The organism is Halalkalibacter nanhaiisediminis (genome assembly GCF_007830185.1).
Classification (GTDB): Bacteria; Bacillota; Bacilli; order Bacillales; family Bacillaceae_D; genus Halalkalibacter; species Halalkalibacter nanhaiisediminis.
In genome coordinates this window covers 170,944-191,826 of the sequence record NZ_VLKZ01000004.1, presented here as the reverse complement: position 1 = coordinate 191,826, position 20,883 = coordinate 170,944, and the positions used below count along the sequence as shown (strand labels likewise).

Here is a 20,883-nt window from a genome sequence, read left to right as displayed (position 1 = left end):
TCATTTTATCGATTTTTAAAATTTGGTGAGCGTTTCTCGATAAAGGCTTGTATGCCTTCCTTGCCATCTTCTGAATCAAACGCGAGCCCAAACATATCAGCTTCACGAGTTGAACCTTCTGTATGAGTAGTCGGATCATAGTAACGGAGGAGCTCAAGCGTCATCTTAACGGTAATGGTGCTTTTTTGGGCAATCTTTTTAGCTAGTGCTTTGGCGTCTTCGATGAGCGCTTGCTCAGAATGAATCGAATTAACAAGACCGAGTTCTTTCGCTTCTTTACCTGAAATTGGCTCACTTGTTAAAAGCATTTCTGTCGCTTTTGCTTTTCCGACATAGCGGGGGAGTCGCTGACTACCCGAAAAACCAGGAATGAGACCAAGCTGCAGCTCTGGTAAACCAAGCTTAGCATCCTCGGTTGCCAGACGGATATGACAAGCCATTGCTAGCTCTAATCCACCGCCAAGAGCCGCACCATGAATAGCTGCAATAATTGGTTTTGGAAAGCATTCGATTCGATCTAATAGTTGTTGACCTTCCCTAGCAAATTTAGTGAATTCTGCACCATCTTTCACTTCGGTAAATTCCTTAATATTTGCTCCCGCAGCAAAGAATCGACCTTCGCCATGCAAAATAATCACATGCACGTCTTTGTCATTTTCAAGCTCTGTTAATGCCTGATCGAGCTCTTTTAAAAGGGCTTTCGCTAACACATTTGCTGGAGGATTCTGCAGGGTAATTGTCCCTACTTTCTCTTCAACTGCTATACGTAAATGATCCACTTTCTCACTCCTCGTCATTATTGAGTTAGACGCGAAATCCACTAAGTATCATTTGATGAACTGGTTTCGCTAAGGCTAAGAGATCGTACTTACAATCCTTCATTACCCAGTTGGTCACAATCTCATCTACTGTACCAAATATCATTTGACGAGCAAGACGATTATCCAGATTAGGCTTAAAGAATTGCTTCTCTTTCCCTTCTGTTAGTAATTCGTCTATAAGGGTTAGATACCCTTTAAGAATTTCATTAATTTTCAAACGAAGATCAGTATTAGATTGACGAAGTTCGAGTTGGGTAACAATTGCAAGCTGCTTATCCGCTTGCAATTGCTCAAAATGCATGCTTATTAAAACAAGTAATTTTTCTTCAATCGATAAATCATCTGTTATGCGATCACGAATTTTCCCAACGAAGCTACCCATTTTTTCTTCAAACAAGGAAGTTAAAATGTCTTCTTTGTTTTTGAAATATAGATAAATCGTTCCATCAGCTACGCCAGCTTCTTTTGCAATCTTTGACACTTGAGCTTGGTGGTAACCGTGTTTTGCGATAATAGTCACCGCAGCTTCGATAATCTGGTTGTATTTTGGTCCTTTTTTCTTTCCCACCGCTGTCTCTCCTTTGAACTGAATGATTATTCATTCATTTCACTTATTTTAGTGAAAAAGAACAAGACTGTCAATCACCTTCTCTTTAACTCGTTTTCTGCTCGATTTTCTTTTGTTTCTCTTCTTCTATTAAGACTCGCTTTAAAATTTTGCCGACAATTGTTTTCGGTAGTTCTTCTCTAAACTCATATTTGCGCGGAACCTTATAAGCAGCTAGATTCGCCCGACAATACGTATTAAGCTCCTCTTCTGTAAGTATTGAGCCTTCTTTTTTGACAACAAACACTTTCACGGTCTCACCACGATACTCATCAGGAATGCCAATGGCTACAGCTTCTTGAATGTCTGGATGGTTATACAGTACTTCTTCAATTTCACGTGGATAAATGTTGAATCCACCAGCAATAATCATATCTTTTTTTCGATCAACGATATAAAAATAGCCGTCTTCATCCATATAGCCCATATCTCCTGTAAGAAGCCAGCCATCTCGCATCGTGGCCTTTGTATCTTCAGGTCTATTCCAGTAGCCTTTCATAATTTGAGGTCCACGAACCGCAAGTTCCCCTACCTCTCTTTCCTTAGCTCGTTCACCCGTTTCCAGTGATAAAATAACCGCCTCTGTATCAGGCCATGGCAGACCAATACTAGACTTTCTGTGTTCTCCCCACAATAAATTACAATGAGTAACAGGTGCTGCCTCCGTTAACCCATAACCTTCTACAAGCCTGCCACCTGTTAACTCCTCAAAACGCTGTTGAACTTCAGCTGGCAAAGAGGCAGACCCGCTAATACACGCTTCGATAGAAGATAGATTGTAATTCTTAATGTTTGGATGGTTAATTAAGCCAATGTACATTGTTGGCGCACCAGGAAAAATCGTTATCTTCTTTTGATGAATCAATTTCAACACTTGTTTTGCATCAAAGCGCGGCAAAATATGGAGTGCACTACCTGTTAACAAGGTCAAATTCATCGATACAGTCATACCATACACGTGAAAAAAAGGTAAGACAGCGAGTGTCCGTTCCTGACCGTCATGCATTTTGTACATCCAATGCCTACACTGAATGGTATTAGCAACCAAATTTCGATGAGTAAGCATCACACCTTTTGCCAAACCTGTCGTCCCACCTGTATATTGCAAAAGAGCAACATCTTCTGGTGACACCTCAACATCTGCTCGTTTATCCGAGCCAGTTTGAACAAGTGGCATAAAGCGATGAATCGTTTCATTGTAAATGATATTTACTGATAGACCTGTATTTTTCTTTTGAATAAATGGATAAAATAAATTTTTAGGAAATGGCAAATAATCCTTGATAGCGGTTACAATGATGTGTTCAAGTTTTGTTGCTTGCTTCACTTTCATGACCCTTGGAAACAAGAGATCTAAACAAATAATCATTTTTGCTCCTGAGTCTACGAGTTGATGCTCAAGTTCTCTTTCCACATAAAGTGGATTCGTCTGTACAACAATCCCTCCAGCCATTAGTGTAGCAAAGTATGTGATCACACTTTGCGGACAGTTAGGAAGCATAATCGCAACTCGGTCCCCTTTTTGAAGACCAAGGGCTTGCAAATGATTGGCCAAACGTCTAACCTTTGTGTCAAAATCCTTATATGTAAGCGACTTTCCTAGAAACTCTAGTGCTACATGATCAGGATAACGCACGGAAACTTGCTCTACCAACTCGTGTAACGCGTGCTTCGGATAATCAATTGAAGCAGGAATTTCTTTATGGTAACGCTCTACCCATTTCTTTTCCATGACAGTTATCAATTGAATGGCCTCCTTAAGCCTCTCCTTTCAATCATTTCATCCTCTCTCCTCTATTGTAATGAATGTCCATTCATTTTTAAATAGATTTTTATCATTTTTTGAAATTTTCTTACTTTTATCAATAAAAAGGAGGTGCTTATATCAGCTCCCCCTAGTTTTAATGCTTATTCATTACTTGATTTTTGTTTTTCACGTTTTTGTTTTTCTTCTTCTACAAGAACACGGCGAAGAATTTTTCCGACAAGCGTCTTGGGTAATTCATCACGAAATTCAAATAATCTCGGAACTTTAAAGGCTGCTAAATGCTTGCGACAAAATTCTTCCAATTCTTTTTCAGACAGCTTTCTCCCTTCTTTTAATACAATGAATGCTTTTACTGTTTCACCACGATATTCATCTGGCACACCAATAACAGCGGTTTCTTGAATTGCTTCATGTTCATACAGAACTTCTTCAATTTCACGTGGATAAATATTAAATCCACCAGCGATAATCATATCTTTTTTTCGATCGACGATATAAAAATAGCCATCCTCATCCATATAGCCCATATCACCAGTTAAAAACCAATCATCCTTGAAAACCTTTTCCGTTTCTTCTGGACGGTTCCAGTAACCTTTCATGACTTGAGGACCTCGAATCGCAATTTCTCCGACCTCACCAATTTCAGCAGTTTCACCTGTTTCGGCAGAAATAACCGTTGCTTCTGTATCAGGCCAAGGGATACCAACACTACTTGATTTCCGATTGCCCCATATTGGATTGGCTATTGCTACAGGAGACGTTTCTGTCAAACCGTACCCTTCAACGAGCTTCCCACCTGATAGCTTTTCAAAAGTTTGTTGAACTTCAAGCGGTAGCGCGGCTGCACCACTTAAACAAGCGACAATTGAAGATAAATCATAATCATTAATATTTGGATCGTTAATCAATGCCACATACATCGTTGGTGCACCTGGAAATAAAGTAATTTTCTGCTTATCAATCGTTTTAAGGACATCTTTAGTTTCAAACTTTGGAAGGATTACAGTTGTAAATCCACTCATAATAGCTAGATTCATAATAACTGTCATCCCATACACATGAAAAAAGGGAAGAGCTGCTAGCATTTTTTCTTGGCCAGGCTTTGTCTTATATGTCCAGTGAATACATTGAGTTGTATTGACAACGAGGTTTCGATGAGTAAGCATAACTCCTTTTGCAGGACCTGTTGTACCACCTGTATACTGCAAAAGAGCTAAATCTGTGGATGGGTTCAATTCAACCTGCACTTCGCTAGAGTCACCCTTTTGTAGAAATGACTTAAAGGCAATCGTCTTCTCATCATAAACGATATCGACTTTTATACCCGTATTTTTCTTTTGAACAAATGGGTAGAGCAAGTTCTTTGGAAATGGTAAATAATCTTTAATACTGGTTACGATCACGTGAGTTAAGTCTGTTTTTGAACGAACTTTTTCGACACGTGGGAAGACTAGATCAAGACAGATGATGACTTTTGCTCCGGAATCAATTAACTGATGCGAAAGCTCTCTTTCAACATAAAGAGGGTTCGTTTGCACAACAATTGCGCCTAGCATTAATGCACCGTAGTAGCTAATAATCGATTGTGGAGAGTTGGCAAGCATAATGGCGACACGGTCACCTTTCTCAACTCCCAACGTTTTTAACTGATTAGCAAATCGTTTGGCTTGTTCGTACACTTCGGAGTACGTCATTTCCTTGCCTAGAAAGTGCAGTGCGACATTGTTAGGATAGGTTGTTGCTGCTTGCTTTAAATAATCTTGCAAGCACCTTTCTTCATACTCAATCGAATGAGGAATTTCCTTTGGATAATGTTGTAGCCAAACTTTCTCAACAGTCATCATATTCATCTCCTCCTATTCATGCTCACTTGCTCCTTTCTTATATTCCATTCTCCTCTATTACTATTTTATTGTAATCGCTTACGTAAATAAATAATTTTTTGAATTTTTAGTTATTTATTTTCAAAAAAGCTGAATCACTTAAGTAAGATCCAGCTTTTTATCTTCTTATGATGCAGCAAAGAAAAACATGTATATGATGCCCGACAATATAAATGCGCCACAACAGACATAAAGAATTTTCATGAGTGTTTCCAATGCTTTACTCTCCTTTTAAGCTCTATCTTGCAATGATACTTGCACCGATGACATAGGAAAGCCCAACTGAAATGATCATCGATACAAAGCCAACTGCACGATTATCACGAGCTATTTCTTCATCCACTTTGAAACTCGGTGTGATAAATTCAAAAATAAAATAACTAACTAGCAATAAACAGAAACCAATTACACCCCAGCTAAGCATCATTAATAATGAGTCTGACTGTTCAATTGAGTGCCTGAAAATATTGGCGACTCCAAAGATCTTTCCGCCAGTTGCTAATGCAACTGCTACGTTTCCCTTTTTGATCTCAACCCAATTTTTATACTTTGTCACAAGCTCAAAAATGGCAAGAAATACGATCAGAGCTAAAACAGAGACACTATAATAAGCCGCTGTCCGAATCATTTCATATTCAAAAAATGTTTCCATTGATTTCTCCTCGCCTTATTTTAATTCAACAACTGTATTACCGAGCCCACCTTCATTCATACCACCATCACGTTCACCTTTTACATGTGGATGCTTTTTCAGAAGCTGCTTCACACCTTTGCGCAATGCACCACTGCCTTTTCCGTGAATGATCGACACACTGTGGTAACCAGCAAGCAAAGCATCATCAATATATTTTTCTACAAGGCGCATCGCATCTTCATATCGTTCTCCGCGCAAGTCTAATTCAGATTTCACGTGATGGTCACTACCACGTAACGTTGCTATTGGCTTTGTTTCAACCTGTTTCGGTCGATCGATAAGTTGCAAGTCATCCTTATTGACCTTCATTTTCATAATACCCATTTGTACTTGAAACTCGCTCTCACTGATTTGTTCGACAACAAAGCCTTTTTGGCCAAAGCTGATCACTTTTACTTCATCACCAGCTTTAATATTTTGCTTCGCTTTTGCAGCGGCCTTCTTCACTTTTTTCTGTTGAGCAGTCAACTTCGGCGCTGCTTGTTCAAGATGTTTCTTCGCATCAATAATCTGATGCTCCTTAACAGAAAGACCTTCCTTTTGCATTTCGCGAAGTTCTTCGATAATGAATTCTGCTTCTTCCTTCGCTTTACTCACAGCTTTTTCTGCTTTTTCTTCCGCTTCTTTCATCAATCGCTCTTTTTGCTTTTCAAATTCTTCTAATTGACGAATAAGATCTAACCGTAGTTGCTCAGCTTCTGCACGAATTTTCTCAGCCTTTTCCCATTCTGACTCAGCAGACTTTTGGCTTGTTTCAAGAGATTCAATCATATTTTCAATTTGATTTGTCTCACTATCAATCTGTTCTTTCGCTTTTTCAATAATACGTTCACTTAGGCCCAGGCGGCGAGAAATCGCAAACGCGTTGCTTCGTCCTGGTACACCGATTAATAAGCGATACGTTGGGCGAAGGGTCTCAACATCAAATTCGACGCTCGCATTGATTGCTCCTTCACGATTATAAGCATAACCTTTTAGCTCACTGTAATGCGTTGTAGCTACGACACATGCCCCGCGGTTATACACATCATCTAAAATCGAAATCGCCAGAGCTGCACCTTCAGTTGGATCAGTACCAGCTCCGAGCTCATCAAATAGCACCAGGCTTTGAAAATCGACTTTATCTAAAATGCTAACAATGTTTGTCATATGAGAAGAGAACGTACTTAAGCTTTGCTCAATCGATTGTTCATCACCAATATCAGCAAAAACCTGCTTATAGACCGCCATTTCTGACTCGTCGTCTACAGGAACATGCAAGCCTGACTGCGCCATTAACGTAAGTAAGCCAACCGTTTTTAACGTCACCGTCTTACCACCCGTATTGGGACCCGTAATAATCAATGAACGGTATTCTCCGCCAAGCTCCACATCAATTGGAACGACAATGTCTGCATCTAATAAAGGATGACGAGCACGTTTTAAAAGGACATAGCCTGTATCATTAAGCTTTGGTTTTGTTGCTTTTAAATATTTGGCATAGTGTGCCTTAGCAAAAATAAAGTCCAGACTTGCTAGTAAATCAATATTCGTTAATAGTTCATCTGCAACAAGTGCAACATGACTAGATAGCTCTGCTAAAATGCGTTCAATCTCTCTTGCTTCTTTCACCTTTGCTTCTCTTAGCTGGTTATTTAATGTGACAATGGCCTGTGGCTCAATAAAAAGAGTCGCCCCCGAAGACGATTGATCGTGAACAATCCCTCCAAATGAACTACGATATTCTTGCTTAACAGGAATAACAAAACGATCATTACGGATTGTCACAATGGCATCTGATAGCATCTTCTGGGTACTTGAAGAACGTGTGATGCTCTCGAGCTTCGAACGAACTCCTGATTCATAGCTACGTACTTGCTGACGAATCGTTCTTAGAGCAGGGCTTGCTGAATCCAGAACATGTCCGTTATCATCAATACACTGCTTAATTTCGCGTTCAACATCCGTTAATGGCTCAATTTGTTCAGCATATTCATACAATAGCGGCAATTCAATTTCTTCCTCTTCTACCATTGTAACGATGAACTTCCTAAGTGTCCGTCCACCATAAATCGTGCTTGCAATTTCAATTAGCTCACTTGCCGAAAGAGATCCACCGATTTTGGCACGTTTAGCATGTGCAGTTATATCCGAAATGCCACCAAGAGGGACATGCCCTTTTAGCCTGCGAACAGTCGCTCCTTCTGCTGTTTCATTTTGCCACCTTTTCACTTCGTCCAATTCTACAGAAGGCAATAACTGATTCACTTTCTGTTTACCTAGAGAAGATGAGACATGCTCTTGCAACTGTCGCTTCATCTTCTCATATTCTAACACTCGAATAACTCGCTCCATATACGTAACTCCTTCTTTATCTCTTACGTCTATTCTCATTCATTGGATGCATTAGGACTCATGTCTTTTTAAAAAATTACAAAGACGATCGATTGTCCATGTATTCATCACAGTGTCTGGACTTAGCATTGCCCGTCTAGCAGTACCTGTGCCATACATCATGTCATCCATCATTTCTATATGATGCGCATCCGTATTAATCGCTATGACCACTCCAGCTTCTTCCGCTTTTTTCAACCATTCAGCTGATAAATCTAACCGATTCGGATTAGCATTAAGCTCTAATGCTGTATTTGTTTCTTTTGCTAAATCGATCAGCATTTCAAGGTCCACATCATAGCCTTCTCTTCGACCAAGTAAGCGCCCTGTTGGATGAGCAATTAAATCAACATGAACATTCTCTAGAGCAGTCTTTAATCGGTTCATAATCGTCTCTCTATCTTGTTGAAAAGAGGAATGGATCGATGCGATGACAAAATCAATGTCCGCTAATATTTCATTATCATAGTCTAATGTGCCATCTGGTAAAATATCCATTTCAATTCCAGTTAGAATCGTGAAATCATCATATTTTTCATTTAACGCTCGAATTTGTGCATGCTGATCCTTTAGACGTTCAATACTCAGTCCATTAGCAACTTTTAAGTACCTTGAGTGATCTGTAATGGCAATATATTGATAGCCTCGCTCTCTTGCTGCTTCGACCATTTCTATTATCGAATGGGCACCATCACTCCATGTCGTATGCATATGCAAATCGCCACGGATATCTTTATTTGTGAGATAATGAGGCGAAGCTGATTCTTCTGCTAACTCGACCTCTCCTTGATCCTCCCTTGCTTCTGGTGGAACATAAGCTAAGCCAAAATGGGCAAAAAATACTTCTTCACTTTCAAAGGTCTTCACTTCACCTGTTTCAACGGACTCAACACCATATTCACTTATTTTTTCGCCTCTTTTTTTGGCAAGCTGGCGAAGCTTTACATTATGGTCTTTTGAACCTGTAAAATGGTGGAGTGTTGTCGCAAACGCCTTTGGCTCAACTAATCTAAAATCAATGGAAATCGGAAACTCAGTTGTGATCTCAACGGATACTTTTGTGTCTCCACTTGCAATAACGTTACTAATCGATTCCATTGATAAAAGTTGATCCCTAACAAGCTCAGGCTCTGTTGTGGCAATAATAAAATCTAAATCCTTAACTGTCTCCCTCATTCTACGTAAGCTTCCTGCACGTGAGAAACGTTCGACTCCCTTCATTGTGCGAAGAGCTTGCTCAATTTGCAGAGCAATTGGTAAAACGATTGGAAGAGCTAAACGGTCTGGACGCGTACTCGCTTCTTCAATCGCAACCAAAATTTTTTCTTCGGTCTTTTTTCCAAATCCAGCGAGTTTCTGTACTTCCCCTTCTTCACATACTTGCTTCAAGGTATTCATATCCACAACACCAAGCTCTTGATACAATTTCCCAACCTTTTTTCCACCAAGTCCTGGTAGTTTTAATAAAGGCAAAAGACCTGCTGGGAGACTATTTGCTAATTCATTGTATAATGTTGATTCGCCGCTCTCTTTCATTTCGACAATCACTTCTGCCGTTCCCTTACCAATGCCATTTAAGCTAGCAGGATTATCAATCTCATCTAATGTGCGTTGATCTGATTCAAGTGCTTGGGCAGCTTTACGGTAAGCAGATATTTTAAAAGGATTGTCTCCTTTAATTTCAAGGTAAATCGCAATTTTCTCAAGTGTACGAATGACATCTTTCTTATTCATGATCATCTTCTCCTTCTTCTTACTCCTATCATACCGATAGCTTGCATCGAAAATCAACGCCGACACCCTGTGATCACTTTAACAACACAAAAAGTCTGCCCAAAAGGCTGAAGTTTTAGCGCAAAAGAACAACTGATGCATGCGGCCTATCACTTCGTTTCCATTTGGGTCAGACTCTTGTTTATAATGGGTTCTCCACCCATAGGGATTTAATCCATTCTGAAATAAATGGGGTGTGATTCATCATCAGTTGGACAACAATGGAACGCTGCATGACATCCTGGACCACTTCGATTGGGAGCAGTGCTGCTACAAACATGAGTACTAGTAAAATCAAGTACGTCTCAACAAAACAAAGCACACCACCGAGTAATTGATTAAAAGATCTCAGAATTGGTAAATGAGCGAGGAAATCTAGCATTGATCCTAGTAAATGAAGAACCAATTTTGTTCCAAAGAAAAGAATCGCAAAAGCAATACCTGAATAATAGACACTTTCCCCATCAAATGTACTTATAATCATCCCTACGGTACTATCTTGTGAAAATTGTGGATACGGAATCCATAGGCGAATAAATGTCGCCAACTCTCGAAAGTACGTGTACGCAACGAAAATCGCTACGACGAAACTTACAAGGTGAACAATTTGCAGAATAAATCCTCTTCTTCGCCCGATAAAGAAGCTACAAAATAACAAAAATAAAATCACAAAACTAAGCATGCTACTCGTCTCCTGTCGTTCGTTCCCGTTCTTCCTTTTCGGCTAAAATTTCATTCTCCTTTAGTAGCTTCATATAATCATCGACGACATTTACTGCCGTTAATACAGCCAAACGGGTTGTATCTAAATACGGGTTCCGCTTTTTTATTTCTCTCATTTTTTGATCAACGAGTTGAGCCACTTCTTTGACATGTGTCGGAGGCTCTTGACCGACAACCGTATATTGTTGACCATAAATTGTAACAGTTGTCCGCTGCTTTTCATTTTGTTTTGACACTGAAAAGCCTCCTATCTGCATGATTCAAACTGATCGAATGTTTATTCCAACAAAATCCTACATTCTATCATAACATGAAGGGATCTTTATGGAAATACAGTGATTATGAGAAAAAAAGAGAAAGCAGTCACTCGTATGCGACTGCTTTCTAAAAAAGGTCTGTTTTGTCAGAGCGTTTGCCTATTTTGAATATTATCCTCGCAAACTTGCTCCAACTTGTTCTTCTAGCTGTCGTAACACATGACTATGTGCTTTTGTGACTTCCTCATCTGTTAATGTACGCTCTGGATCGAGATATGTGAGTGAGAAAGCAAGGGATTTCTTCCCTTCTTCCATATGCTCACCTTGATACAAATCAAAGAGATGAACAGCCTTTAAGAGATCTCCTCCTGCTTGGCGAATGACTGCTTCAATATCCCCCGCAAAACGAGTTGCATCAACAACAAGCGCGATATCACGTACCATTGCTGGGAACCTTGGCAATGCTTGGTATACGACAGCATCTGATTCGTAATTAAGGATTGCTTCTAAGTCAAGTTGATAGACATATGTCTCACGTAAATCCTTCTCTTTTTGAGCCTTTGGATGAACTTGACCAACGAAACCAATTTCTTGACCTGCAAGCCTCACTTCAGCTGTACGACCTGGATGCATATCTGGCTTCTTCGTTTGATGGAACGTCACTTGCTCGTCAAGACCTAATTCAGCAAATAGACTTTCAAGAATACCTTTTACAACAAAGAAATCAACTGCTTTTTTCTCACCTTGCCATGCATGCTCATGCCATAGTCCTGTTAGAGCACCAGCAACCATTTCTTTCTCTGTTGGTTGCGTCGTTAGCTCCTTTTCTTCACTTAAGAAAATCGAACCAATCTCATAAATATGAACGGCTTGATTTTTACGATTTAAATTATAGCTAATAACATCAAATAAATGAGGAATCAGACTTGTACGCATCGTACTACGGTCCTCACTCATTGGCATTGCTAAGCGAACAGCAGTCTCTTGTGTTGACTCATTTGCGAAGCCTCTCGCTTTTTCAGGGCTTGTTAACGAATAGGTCACAACTTGAGATAAGCCTGCACGCTCAAGCACACGACGAACATGGCGGCGTTTTTGTTGATACTCTGTTAATCCACCTTGTGTCGTTGCACCTAGTGGAAGAGTTGTTGGAATGTGGTCATAGCCGTAAAGACGAGCCACTTCTTCCACAAGATCTTCTTCAATTTGAATATCTAAGCGACGAGATGGTACTGTTACCATTAACACTTTTCCATCTTCTTTATATGAAAAGCCTAAACGTGTCATGAAGCCTTTCACTTCATCCATTGAAATGTTCATGCCAAGACGATTGTTCATACGATCTAAATCAAGTCGAACGGTTGCCAGTTCTAGATTGTACGTGTCTTTTTCAACGACATCAGAAACGATCGTTCCACCAGCAAGCTCTGCAATGAGGCTCGCTGCACGTTTGCTCGCTTCACGTACACGACTTGGATCAATCCCTTTTTCATAACGTGCACTTGCATCACTGCGAAGTCCTAAATCACGAGATGCCCTGCGAATCGTGACAGGATGGAAGTATGCTGCTTCAAGTAAAATCGTTGTCGTATCTGCTTGCACCTCTGATGTTGCTCCGCCCATCACACCAGCAATCGCTACAGGTTCTTTTCCATTTGTAATGACAAGATGATCACTTGTTAATATGCGCTCTTGATCATCGAGTGTTACGATTTTCTCTTGATCTTTCGCACGACGAACAACAACTTCCTTTGAGCCGAAACGATCATAGTCAAATGCATGGAGTGGTTGACCATACTCAAGCAGCACATAGTTTGTGACATCCACGACATTGCTAATTGGACGAATTCCTGCAGCCATTAGACGTGTTTGCAGCCAAAGCGGTGATGGACCGACCTTCACATCTTTAATAATCGTCGCTCCGTAATATGGATTATCTTCATCTGCTTCAATTGCAACGCTAATATAGTCAGCTGCTTGTTCATCATTCGTTGCAAGCTCAATCGTTGGCAATATGACGTCACGATCATAAAGAGCTCCTACTTCATAAGCAACCCCAAGCATATTTAAGCAATCTGAACGATTCGGTGTTAAATCTAGTTCTAACACTTCATCATCAAGATTTAATGCAGCTAACGCATCGCTACCGACTTCTACATTACCTTGGAATGTATAAATTCCTTCAGTAAATTCTTTTTGCACAAGCTTGCTATCAATGCCAAGCTCTTGCAGTGAACAGATCATCCCTTGAGAAACTTCACCGCGAAGCTTAGCTTTTTTAATTTTGAAGTTGCCTGGAAGTACTGCTCCAACTTTTGCAACTGCTACATATTGTCCTTGTGCTACATTTGGTGCCCCGCAAACAATTTGCACAAGCTCTTCTTCACCGATATCAACCTGACATACACTTAGCTTATCAGCGTTCGGATGTTGTTTACGTTCTTGCACATAACCAACGACAACGCCTGAAACTCCTTGATTAAGCTTGTGGACAAAATCGATTTCAATTCCACCACGTGTCATTTTTTCTGCGATATCTCTTGGAGAAATATCCTCTATTTTGACATAGTCCTGTAACCATTTATAAGAAACGAGCATGTTTATTCTCCTCCTTTACATCCGATTGAATTGTTTAAGAAAACGTACATCATTTGTATAGAAATGACGAATGTCGTCAATATCATACTTTAGCATCGCTAGTCGCTCAACACCCATTCCGAATGCGAAACCACTATATCTACTTGAATCAAAGCCACTCATTTCAAGAACACGTGGGTGAATCATCCCAGCACCAAGTACTTCGATCCAGCCTGATTGTTTACAAATGCGACAGCCTTCTCCACCACACATTCCACATGACACATCTACTTCTACCGATGGCTCAGTAAACGGGAAGAAGCTTGGACGTAAACGAATTTTGCGATCAGGACCAAAAAATGACTTAGCAAAAGCCTCAAGCACCCCTTTTAAATCGCTCATACGAACATTTTCATCAACAAATAAGCCTTCGATTTGCATGAATTGATGGGAATGCGTAGCATCATCATCATCGCGGCGGAACACTTTTCCTGGACAGATAACCTTGACTGGTCCTTTACCCTTATGTTTTTCCATTGTTCTCGCTTGTACTGGAGATGTATGCGTTCGAAGCAATAGTTCTTCTGTGAAGTAAAAGGAATCCTGCATATCACGAGCTGGATGATCCTTTGGTAAATTTAATGCTTCAAAATTATAATAGTCTGTCTCTACTTCAGGGCCTTCCGCAACAGAAAAACCAAGTCCAATGAACGCATCCTCTACTTCTTCGATAACGGCTGTTAAAGGGTGAGATGAACCAGCTTGAACTGGACGGCCTGGCAATGTGACATCAATGCTTTCACTAGCAAGCTGTGCTTCAATTGCCGCTCCCTCAAGAACTGCTTCTTTTGCTTCAACTTGTTCCTTAATCGCATCACGGACATCATTTGCCATTTGACCAATGATCGGTCTCTCTTCAGCTGAAAGCTTTCCCATTCCACGTAGAACTTCTGTGATTGGTCCTTTTTTCCCTAAATAAGCGACTCTTACTTCTTGCAATGCCTTTACATCTTCAGCAGCTGCAATTTTCGCTAACGCTTCATCGCGTAAGGCTTCTAACTTTTCACGCATCTTATTTCCTCCTCAAACTTTTTCATTAGAAAACGTGGCTTCTTCGTTTATTTTGTCGTTTAGAAAGCGAATATGAATATGGTTCTTTCTAATCAAAACAAAAAAGAGCCATCGTCTCCATAAAAGGGACGATGGCTCGTGGTACCACCCTTAATTCATAACGATCAAAAAATCGCTACATCCTTCATTGTCATAACGGCTCAGCGCCGGAAACACCTTCACAAGTAACCCTGTGGTCCGATGTCAGCTCCAGAGTGAATTCAGCGATTCCTGCCATAGAAATGCTTCCAGTCAAAGGCATTTCCTCCCTATATGGTGGGGTAGGGCTTACTACTCTCTTTCTTAGCTTTTCCAATATGAATTTGCTTCTATATTATAGTGAATCTTAACAATCGTTGCAACTGTCATTTGTATTTACCCTCGTAAATAGTAAAGAAGAATACCAGCAGCTACTGCAACATTAAGAGACTCAGCTTGTCCGAAAATCGGAATATAAATGTTTTGATCACACACAGCAAGTAAATCTTCTGACACACCTTCGCCTTCATTTCCCATAATCAAAGCAAATTTCCTTTGCGGTTCAATAGCCGAATAGGAGCTTGCTCCTTCAAGAGCTGTTCCAAAAACAGGAATGGATTCCTCCTTAAAACGCTCAATCCATGTCAATAAATTTCCTTTTATAACAGGCAAATGAAAAATTGACCCTTGTGATGCTCGAATAACTTTACTATTAAAAATATCAACGCAGCCTTCTCCCATTACAACACCTGTCATGCCAGCACTATCTGCTGTTCGGATCATCGTGCCAACATTACCCGGGTCTTGTACACGATCAATTAATAAATACTGACCTTCTAACACGTCAACAATTGGTGGAGCTGGCAAATCACACACTGCTGCGATACCCTGTGGCGTCTCGGTTTCTGAAATGTCTTTCATAACTTGTTCGCTAACAAGAATGATTTCATGATCTGATAATGACCATGCAGATGGGAGAACCGTTTCTTCCGTCATGATCACAGCTTCAACATGAATCGGTGCCTTTAACGCTTCTTCAACAAGGTGAAAGCCTTCCACAAGAAATTTCCCTGCTTTTTCCCGACCTTTTCTCGTATGTAGCTTTTTCCATGTCTTCACTTGTTCGTTTTTTATTGAATCTATTCGTTTCATTCTGCGCTCCTTTATCCATGTTCCTTCTTTCACTCATCATACCGATTTTTTTCGTCATAATCTAGTCTCAACTCAGACATACTACATCTAGAACCAATTTTGACCTTAAAAAGGAGTGTATGACGATGGGATTTAACTTACGTGGGGCCATCATGGCGAACATAAAAGGTAGCTCAGAAGATGATGTAGAAGCAACGATTACAGATGCCATTTCGCGTGGCGAAGAAAAGATGTTGCCTGGGTTGGGTGTTCTTTTCGAAGTATACTGGAAAAACGCATCAGAAGAGCAAAGAGATCAGCTTTGTGAGCAAATTAGTCAAGGGTTACAATAATCACTAATACGTATACGTCAATCGAGATAAAAAATGAAAACCCGCCACATGCGGGTTTTCATTTTTTAACAGATAAGAAAGCATAAAACTCGATGATGTCTAGCTACAGCGCCTAGCCGCTCGAGGTTGCTTCAACCTGTAAATGGCTTCCTAAAACCTAGAAACTCATTGACAGGCTTCCACCACTTGCAGCTCGCTGAACAAGGCAGCTTTCGCTTTTCTTAGTTATACGTAATCTTTGCAACAGTGTCGCTGTCTAATTTCTTAATCACTTCGACAATGAGCTTGATTGTGTTTTCGTAGTCATCACGATGAAGGATCGCGGCATGTGTATGAATGTAACGTGTCGCAACCGTGATCGATAATGCAGGTACACCATTTGCTGTTAAATGAATCGCTCCTGAATCGGTTCCGCCCCCTGCCATCGCATCAAACTGATAGGGAATATTATGTTCGTCTGCTGTATCTGTCACAAAGTCACGTAAGCCTTTATGTGAGATCATCGACGCATCATAAAGAACAATTTGTGGGCCTTCTCCCATCTTCGCAAGGGCTTCTTTTTCTGTTACACCTGGTGTATCACCAGCAATACCAACGTCAACGCCAAAACCGATATCAGGCTCGATCAAATGGGCAGACGTACGCGCTCCACGTAAACCAACTTCTTCTTGGATTGTGCCAACACCGTATACTGTATTTGGATGATCGACCCCTTGTAATTCACGAAGAACATCAATTGCAATCGCACATCCAATCCGATTATCCCATGCTTTTGCCATTAAATATTTTTCATTTTTCATCACTGTAAATTCACAAACTGGAACAACAGAATCACCAGGGCGCACACCAAATTCCATAGCTTCTTCTTTGCTTTGTGCTCCTATATCAATAAACATATCTTTCTTATCAACAGGTTTCTTTCGTGCCTCTGGAGGTAAAATATGCGGTGGCTTTGAGCCAATGACTCCTGGAATATTCCCCTTACTTGTCATAACTGTAACGCGTTGGGCAAGCATCACTTGCTCCCACCAGCCGCCTACGGTCTGAAAACGTAAGAACCCTTTATCATCAATGCTTGTAACCATGAAACCAATTTCATCAAGGTGACCAGCAACCATGATTTTCGGTCCGTCTTCTTTACCTACTTTCTTAGCAACAAGACTGCCGAGCTTATCTGTTGTCACTTCATCGGCGAACGGGGCAATATATTTCGTCATCACCTCACGCACCTCGCGCTCATTACCTGAAACACCATTAGCGTCTGTTAAATCTTTTAACATTTGCAAACGCTCATCTAATTTTGTCATTATGTATTACCTCCTTCTTCTTTACTTCTACAATCTCAGTATACAGTCATTTATTTCGTCACTCAAATGAACAAACCTTTTATTTACGTTTAGTATCCGTTATCCTGACGTTGATGATTCACTTTATTTTTCGCTAAATAGGCTTCTTCAATCTCCTCATAGGAAAACCCTAACTGCTGACCAAGACCAAGAAATGAATCAACTAGTCTTTGATAGTTCTCATTTGAACGCTCTCGATTCAACTCATGCGTTTGCTTCATCACTTCTAAAAATTGCTCAGTCATGGTTTCTAGGTAAGGATATGTTTGTTTGATGATTACATTTGTGTACCTCAAGGCTAGACCTAACGTCAGAACAAAATGAAGCCCATCAACGTATTCCTCTAAAATGACTTCTCGTTTTGAAGAAGGCTTTCTGCTCCAATATTTAAAGCATCGTGTTTCATTAGCAAGCTCTCCTAATTCCACTAAAAAAGCAAGCTGTACCTCAGTAAAAAGGTCTTTCCCTTCTAACCGATGTTCTTGTATAATGCGATCATTTAATTGTTTTTGAATCAAAAATAACTTCTCTATCTCCATAATGCGCCTCCTTGTTATGATAATTATAACAATTTTTTATGATAAACACGCAACCAAAGTGAAACGAGAGTCGTATTACTAGTAAGTTCTTTACTTTTTTTATGGTAGTGTGTCAAAATCTAGATACACAATGTAAACGTATAACCTCATAAGGAGGTATAATGATATGGTCATTCTTTTTCGCTTATTACTGCTAATCGCTCTTGTCATTCTTGTTTACTCTGCTTTTAAATATTTATTCCATCCCCGTCGTAAGCTCGAACAAGCTCACGATCGCAAACAATTTTTCTTTTATGATGATGAAAAGGATGTCCGAAAAAATTTTTTGATTACGTATAAAGGAGTTATGTTTGAAGGTGAGAAATATTTAGGAACAACCGATCAAGCTTTTGAGATTGTCTCTGTCTATGTATGGGCAAGACAAACTGATCAATTAACTGGATTTTCGAAGGAAGATTTCGGGTTTATTGCTGATGATATTCGTCTACGTTATCCTAACGCCAAGATCGAGTGGAAAAGTCCGATTAAAGAGCTCCTTCGTCGCGCAGAGAAATAAAGAAAACAAAAACGTCGCCTCCATTCCGATGAGCGACGTTTTTCTATGAGTTTTTCGGTTGAAAGAAATCATTCCAACTGATATTCGTTCTTTTTTTACGAAAAAATAAAAACAAAATGATCATAAAGATTGCAAATATAATCGTCCCAGTAAGCGGAAGGTCATGAATCATATCTCCAAATGCCGTATAGACAATGGCAGGTGGGATGCTCACAAGAAATGATTTCTTTACATAGCTCTTTAAATCTCTTGTTGTCTCCATTAAGTATAATGAGACGAGATGGAAGTGAATAAAAGGAATCAAACGCATAATCATCATTTGCGGTAGCGTTAGACGATGCTGTTCCTTTAAAAATCGCTTCTTTAAACCTCCTAATTTCTCTCTCATCATTGGAAAGAGATGAATCAGTCCGTAGAAGACGAGACTTACGGTGGTAAGGCCAATCATAGAATAAAGAGAACCATAGAACGTACCAAATAGATATCCACCCACAAGACACACCAGCAAAACAGGGATAAAGAATATTTGCCTAAACACGTGAAGGAGAATGAAGAACAACGGGGCCAACCAACCACTTTGTTCAATAAATTGCGTCGAACGCTCAAGAAATTCTTCCATTTGATGGCCTCCTCTTTCTCTTTCTACATTATGCTTAATTAAAAAAGATGATGAAGGCTAGTATCATGATTTGAAGCAAAAAGATGCCCGGAACCCCTTGTGTGAAACTAGCATGCTTCGTTTTATGACGAAACCACTTCATTCCAATATAAATACCGACTGCACCACCCGCGAAGACCAGTAAAAACAGTGTTCGTTCGCTTATTCTCCATTCTCCTTTTTTAGCCCGCTGCTTATCTACACCCATCATACCAAACCCAATCACGTTTATGACAAGAAAATAGAGAACCCATTCCATTGAACTACAACCTCCACAGCATTTCTATCAATCAAACAAACCAACTTTAGCTTATCACCAAGTCCTTATGATGAAAGCCAAAGTTGCATTTATACTTGGTACTTAATATTTTTAACTAGTTCGATAAATTCCGTGTTAAAAAATGTATATTTTCCCAACGTATAAAAAAAGAAACGCGACAACATGCCGCGCTTCTTTTTTTATTTCTTATGCATTAAGGCTTGCTTTTGCTTTTTCAGCAAGTTGTGTAAATGACTTTTCGTCAGTGATAGCAAGTTCAGCAAGCATTTTACGGTTTACGTTGATTTCAGCAAGCTTTAAACCATGCATGAAACGGCTGTAAGAAAGACCATTCATACGTGCAGCTGCGTTAATACGTGTAATCCAAAGCTTACGGAAGTCACGCTTCTTGTTGCGACGATCACGGTAAGCATATAGTAATGACTTCATTACCTGACCTTGTGCTGATTTGAATAACGTATGTTTAGAACCGTAATATCCTTTAGCTAACTTTAATACCTTCTTACGACGACGACGAGCGACATAACCGCCTTTTACTCTTGGCATCGAAGTTCCCTCCTTTTTCTATCCGAAGAAATCAATTATTTTTTGTACGTTAACATTGAACGAATACGTTTGAAGTCACCAGAGTGAACAACAGCAGATTTACGTAATTTACGCTTCTGCTTTTGTGACTTGTTACCGAATAAGTGACTAGTAAATGCGTGTGAACGCTTAAGCTTTCCAGATCCTGTTTTCTTAAAACGCTTGGCAGCGCCACGGTGAGTTTTCATTTTAGGCATAACTCAGGTCCTCCTTTAATCTTGTTCAGACTAGTAGATGTTACTTTTCAGCTTTTGGAGCTAACAAGAGGAACATACTACGTCCTTCCATCTTAGGCATTGATTCAATCACTGCAACATCTTCACATTCTTTTGCAAGACGCTCTAATACTTTCCGTCCAATTTGAGAGTGAGTAATAGCACGTCCACGGAAACGAATCGCAACTTTTACTTTATCTCCTTTTTCAAGGAACTTTCGAGCGTTGCGAAGCTTCGTATTAAAATCATTATCTTCGATCGTCGGGCTCAAACGAACCTCTTTCACGTTAATAATCTTTTGATTTTTACGAGCTTCTTTTTCTTTCTTTTGTTGCTCATAACGGAATTTTCCGTAGTCCATGATGCGACACACAGGTGGTTTCGCCGTTGGAGCAACGCACACTAAGTCAAGGTTAACATTTTGCGCCATTTCAAGCGCTTCTTGTTTTGACTTAACGCCAATTTGATCGCCGTTTGCTCCAATAAGACGTACTTCGCGTGCACGAATCCCTTCATTGACCAACATGTCTTTACTAATAATGAGCCACCTCCAAAGGATTTTAACGGATCAAAGCAATGTATCCCGTTAGTGGGTGATAAGAACCCGATTTGTTCAACTAATCAAAAGCAGCGGAAACAACCTCTACTAATGTAA

Annotated in this window: 21 protein-coding genes; 2 read left to right on the top strand and 19 right to left on the bottom strand. The window is 40.0% G+C overall.

Translation table 11 applies throughout. The features are described from left to right. Positions 1 to 5: 5 nt before the first annotated feature. The 12 genes from IQ10_RS08440 to IQ10_RS08385 all read right to left on the bottom strand — a co-directional run bounded on the left by IQ10_RS08440 (position 6) and on the right by IQ10_RS08385 (position 15,717). Complete coding sequence (locus IQ10_RS08440) at positions 6 to 779, bottom strand: enoyl-CoA hydratase (RefSeq protein WP_199757404.1); 774 nt, start codon at positions 777 to 779, stop codon at positions 6 to 8. Between the two features lie 25 nt (positions 780 to 804). Next, entirely contained in the window at positions 805 to 1,389 is a 585-nt protein-coding gene (gene fadR / locus IQ10_RS08435; RefSeq protein WP_158640015.1) for a fatty acid metabolism transcriptional regulator FadR, read from the bottom strand. Between the two features lie 85 nt (positions 1,390 to 1,474). Then, on the bottom strand, positions 1,475 to 3,160 hold the full coding sequence (locus tag IQ10_RS08430) for a long-chain-fatty-acid--CoA ligase (RefSeq protein WP_144450264.1): 1,686 nt from the start codon (positions 3,158 to 3,160) through the stop codon (positions 1,475 to 1,477). A 176-nt stretch (positions 3,161 to 3,336) separates the two neighbouring features. Further along, the gene (locus IQ10_RS08425) at positions 3,337 to 5,040 is read right to left on the bottom strand and encodes a long-chain-fatty-acid--CoA ligase (RefSeq protein WP_144450052.1); all 1,704 of its coding nucleotides are present in this window, start codon (positions 5,038 to 5,040) and stop codon (positions 3,337 to 3,339) included. 277 nt (positions 5,041 to 5,317) lie between these two features. After that, a complete protein-coding gene (locus IQ10_RS08420; RefSeq protein ID WP_144450051.1) occupies positions 5,318 to 5,731 on the bottom strand; it encodes a DUF350 domain-containing protein in 414 nt (137 codons plus the stop codon). Between the two features lie 15 nt (positions 5,732 to 5,746). After that, a complete protein-coding gene (locus IQ10_RS08415; protein ID WP_144450050.1) occupies positions 5,747 to 8,107 on the bottom strand; it encodes an endonuclease MutS2 in 2,361 nt (786 codons plus the stop codon). A gap of 51 nt (positions 8,108 to 8,158) precedes the next feature. Continuing rightward, positions 8,159 to 9,886, bottom strand: a complete 1,728-nt coding sequence (gene polX, locus IQ10_RS08410; RefSeq protein ID WP_144450049.1) for a DNA polymerase/3'-5' exonuclease PolX — start codon at positions 9,884 to 9,886, stop codon at positions 8,159 to 8,161. 175 nt (positions 9,887 to 10,061) lie between these two features. Next, positions 10,062 to 10,601, bottom strand: a complete 540-nt coding sequence (locus tag IQ10_RS08405) for a CvpA family protein (RefSeq protein WP_144450048.1) — start codon at positions 10,599 to 10,601, stop codon at positions 10,062 to 10,064. A gap of 1 nt (position 10,602) precedes the next feature. Next, complete coding sequence (zapA, locus tag IQ10_RS08400; RefSeq protein WP_242009794.1) at positions 10,603 to 10,878, bottom strand: cell division protein ZapA; 276 nt, start codon at positions 10,876 to 10,878, stop codon at positions 10,603 to 10,605. Positions 10,879 to 11,070: 192 nt separating this feature from the next. After that, positions 11,071 to 13,497: a phenylalanine--tRNA ligase subunit beta gene (pheT, locus tag IQ10_RS08395; RefSeq protein ID WP_144450046.1), complete on the bottom strand. Its 2,427-nt coding sequence runs from the start codon at positions 13,495 to 13,497 to the stop codon at positions 11,071 to 11,073. A gap of 15 nt (positions 13,498 to 13,512) precedes the next feature. Next, positions 13,513 to 14,547, bottom strand: a complete 1,035-nt coding sequence (pheS, locus tag IQ10_RS08390) for a phenylalanine--tRNA ligase subunit alpha (protein WP_144450045.1) — start codon at positions 14,545 to 14,547, stop codon at positions 13,513 to 13,515. Positions 14,548 to 14,961: 414 nt separating this feature from the next. Then, on the bottom strand, positions 14,962 to 15,717 hold the full coding sequence (locus IQ10_RS08385) for a TrmH family RNA methyltransferase (protein WP_144450044.1): 756 nt from the start codon (positions 15,715 to 15,717) through the stop codon (positions 14,962 to 14,964). A gap of 125 nt (positions 15,718 to 15,842) precedes the next feature. Here IQ10_RS08385 and sspI point away from each other — a divergent pair, with 125 nt between their 5' ends. After that, positions 15,843 to 16,049, top strand: coding sequence for a small acid-soluble spore protein SspI (sspI, locus tag IQ10_RS08380; protein WP_144450043.1), 207 nt, complete (start codon positions 15,843 to 15,845; stop codon positions 16,047 to 16,049). 221 nt (positions 16,050 to 16,270) lie between these two features. Here the strand turns inward: sspI and IQ10_RS08375 are convergent, their stop codons facing one another. Together IQ10_RS08375 and IQ10_RS08370 are read right to left on the bottom strand one after the other, a co-directional pair. After that, a complete protein-coding gene (locus IQ10_RS08375) occupies positions 16,271 to 17,356 on the bottom strand; it encodes a M42 family metallopeptidase (RefSeq protein ID WP_144450042.1) in 1,086 nt (361 codons plus the stop codon). Positions 17,357 to 17,445: 89 nt separating this feature from the next. Beyond that, complete coding sequence (locus IQ10_RS08370; RefSeq protein ID WP_144450041.1) at positions 17,446 to 17,934, bottom strand: dUTP diphosphatase; 489 nt, start codon at positions 17,932 to 17,934, stop codon at positions 17,446 to 17,448. A 166-nt stretch (positions 17,935 to 18,100) separates the two neighbouring features. Here IQ10_RS08370 and IQ10_RS08365 point away from each other — a divergent pair, with 166 nt between their 5' ends. Then, the gene (locus IQ10_RS08365) at positions 18,101 to 18,490 is read left to right on the top strand and encodes a sigma-w pathway protein ysdB (protein WP_144450040.1); all 390 of its coding nucleotides are present in this window, start codon (positions 18,101 to 18,103) and stop codon (positions 18,488 to 18,490) included. Between the two features lie 43 nt (positions 18,491 to 18,533). Here the strand turns inward: IQ10_RS08365 and IQ10_RS08360 are convergent, their stop codons facing one another. From IQ10_RS08360 to infC, 5 genes are all read right to left on the bottom strand, one after another. After that, positions 18,534 to 19,109: a TVP38/TMEM64 family protein gene (locus tag IQ10_RS08360; RefSeq protein WP_144450039.1), complete on the bottom strand. Its 576-nt coding sequence runs from the start codon at positions 19,107 to 19,109 to the stop codon at positions 18,534 to 18,536. A gap of 34 nt (positions 19,110 to 19,143) precedes the next feature. Beyond that, on the bottom strand, positions 19,144 to 19,407 hold the full coding sequence (locus IQ10_RS08355; RefSeq protein WP_144450038.1) for a DUF1294 domain-containing protein: 264 nt from the start codon (positions 19,405 to 19,407) through the stop codon (positions 19,144 to 19,146). A gap of 207 nt (positions 19,408 to 19,614) precedes the next feature. Further along, positions 19,615 to 19,974, bottom strand: a complete 360-nt coding sequence (gene rplT / locus IQ10_RS08350) for a 50S ribosomal protein L20 (RefSeq protein WP_144450037.1) — start codon at positions 19,972 to 19,974, stop codon at positions 19,615 to 19,617. Positions 19,975 to 20,009: 35 nt separating this feature from the next. Then, on the bottom strand, positions 20,010 to 20,210 hold the full coding sequence (rpmI, locus tag IQ10_RS08345) for a 50S ribosomal protein L35 (protein WP_144450036.1): 201 nt from the start codon (positions 20,208 to 20,210) through the stop codon (positions 20,010 to 20,012). Positions 20,211 to 20,250: 40 nt separating this feature from the next. Continuing rightward, a complete protein-coding gene (gene infC / locus IQ10_RS08340) occupies positions 20,251 to 20,754 on the bottom strand; it encodes a translation initiation factor IF-3 (protein ID WP_144450035.1) in 504 nt (167 codons plus the stop codon). Positions 20,755 to 20,883 lie beyond the last annotated feature (129 nt).

Excerpts from the sequence above, each read along its gene's own strand:
- IQ10_RS08375 (WP_144450042.1), bottom strand. The coding sequence starts at position 17,356 with ATGACAAAATTAGATGAGCGTTTGCAAATGTTAAAAGATTTAACAGAC.
- pheS (WP_144450045.1), bottom strand. The coding sequence starts at position 14,547 with ATGCGTGAAAAGTTAGAAGCCTTACGCGATGAAGCGTTAGCGAAAATT.
- IQ10_RS08415 (WP_144450050.1), bottom strand. The coding sequence starts at position 8,107 with ATGGAGCGAGTTATTCGAGTGTTAGAATATGAGAAGATGAAGCGACAG.
- IQ10_RS08385 (WP_144450044.1), bottom strand. The coding sequence starts at position 15,717 with ATGAAACGAATAGATTCAATAAAAAACGAACAAGTGAAGACATGGAAA.
- infC (WP_144450035.1), bottom strand. The coding sequence starts at position 20,754 with ATGTTGGTCAATGAAGGGATTCGTGCACGCGAAGTACGTCTTATTGGA.
- IQ10_RS08420 (WP_144450051.1), bottom strand. The coding sequence starts at position 5,731 with ATGGAAACATTTTTTGAATATGAAATGATTCGGACAGCGGCTTATTAT.
- rplT (WP_144450037.1), bottom strand. The coding sequence starts at position 19,974 with ATGCCAAGAGTAAAAGGCGGTTATGTCGCTCGTCGTCGTCGTAAGAAG.
- IQ10_RS08430 (WP_144450264.1), bottom strand. The coding sequence starts at position 3,160 with ATGGAAAAGAAATGGGTAGAGCGTTACCATAAAGAAATTCCTGCTTCA.
- IQ10_RS08370 (WP_144450041.1), bottom strand. The coding sequence starts at position 17,934 with ATGGAGATAGAGAAGTTATTTTTGATTCAAAAACAATTAAATGATCGC.
- pheT (WP_144450046.1), bottom strand. The coding sequence starts at position 13,497 with ATGCTCGTTTCTTATAAATGGTTACAGGACTATGTCAAAATAGAGGAT.
- polX (WP_144450049.1), bottom strand. The coding sequence starts at position 9,886 with ATGATCATGAATAAGAAAGATGTCATTCGTACACTTGAGAAAATTGCG.
- sspI (WP_144450043.1), top strand. The coding sequence starts at position 15,843 with ATGGGATTTAACTTACGTGGGGCCATCATGGCGAACATAAAAGGTAGC.
- rpmI (WP_144450036.1), bottom strand. The coding sequence starts at position 20,210 with ATGCCTAAAATGAAAACTCACCGTGGCGCTGCCAAGCGTTTTAAGAAA.
- IQ10_RS08360 (WP_144450039.1), bottom strand. The coding sequence starts at position 19,109 with ATGGAAGAATTTCTTGAGCGTTCGACGCAATTTATTGAACAAAGTGGT.
- IQ10_RS08365 (WP_144450040.1), top strand. The coding sequence starts at position 18,101 with ATGGTCATTCTTTTTCGCTTATTACTGCTAATCGCTCTTGTCATTCTT.
- IQ10_RS08425 (WP_144450052.1), bottom strand. The coding sequence starts at position 5,040 with ATGATGACTGTTGAGAAAGTTTGGCTACAACATTATCCAAAGGAAATT.
- IQ10_RS08355 (WP_144450038.1), bottom strand. The coding sequence starts at position 19,407 with ATGGAATGGGTTCTCTATTTTCTTGTCATAAACGTGATTGGGTTTGGT.
- IQ10_RS08405 (WP_144450048.1), bottom strand. The coding sequence starts at position 10,601 with ATGCTTAGTTTTGTGATTTTATTTTTGTTATTTTGTAGCTTCTTTATC.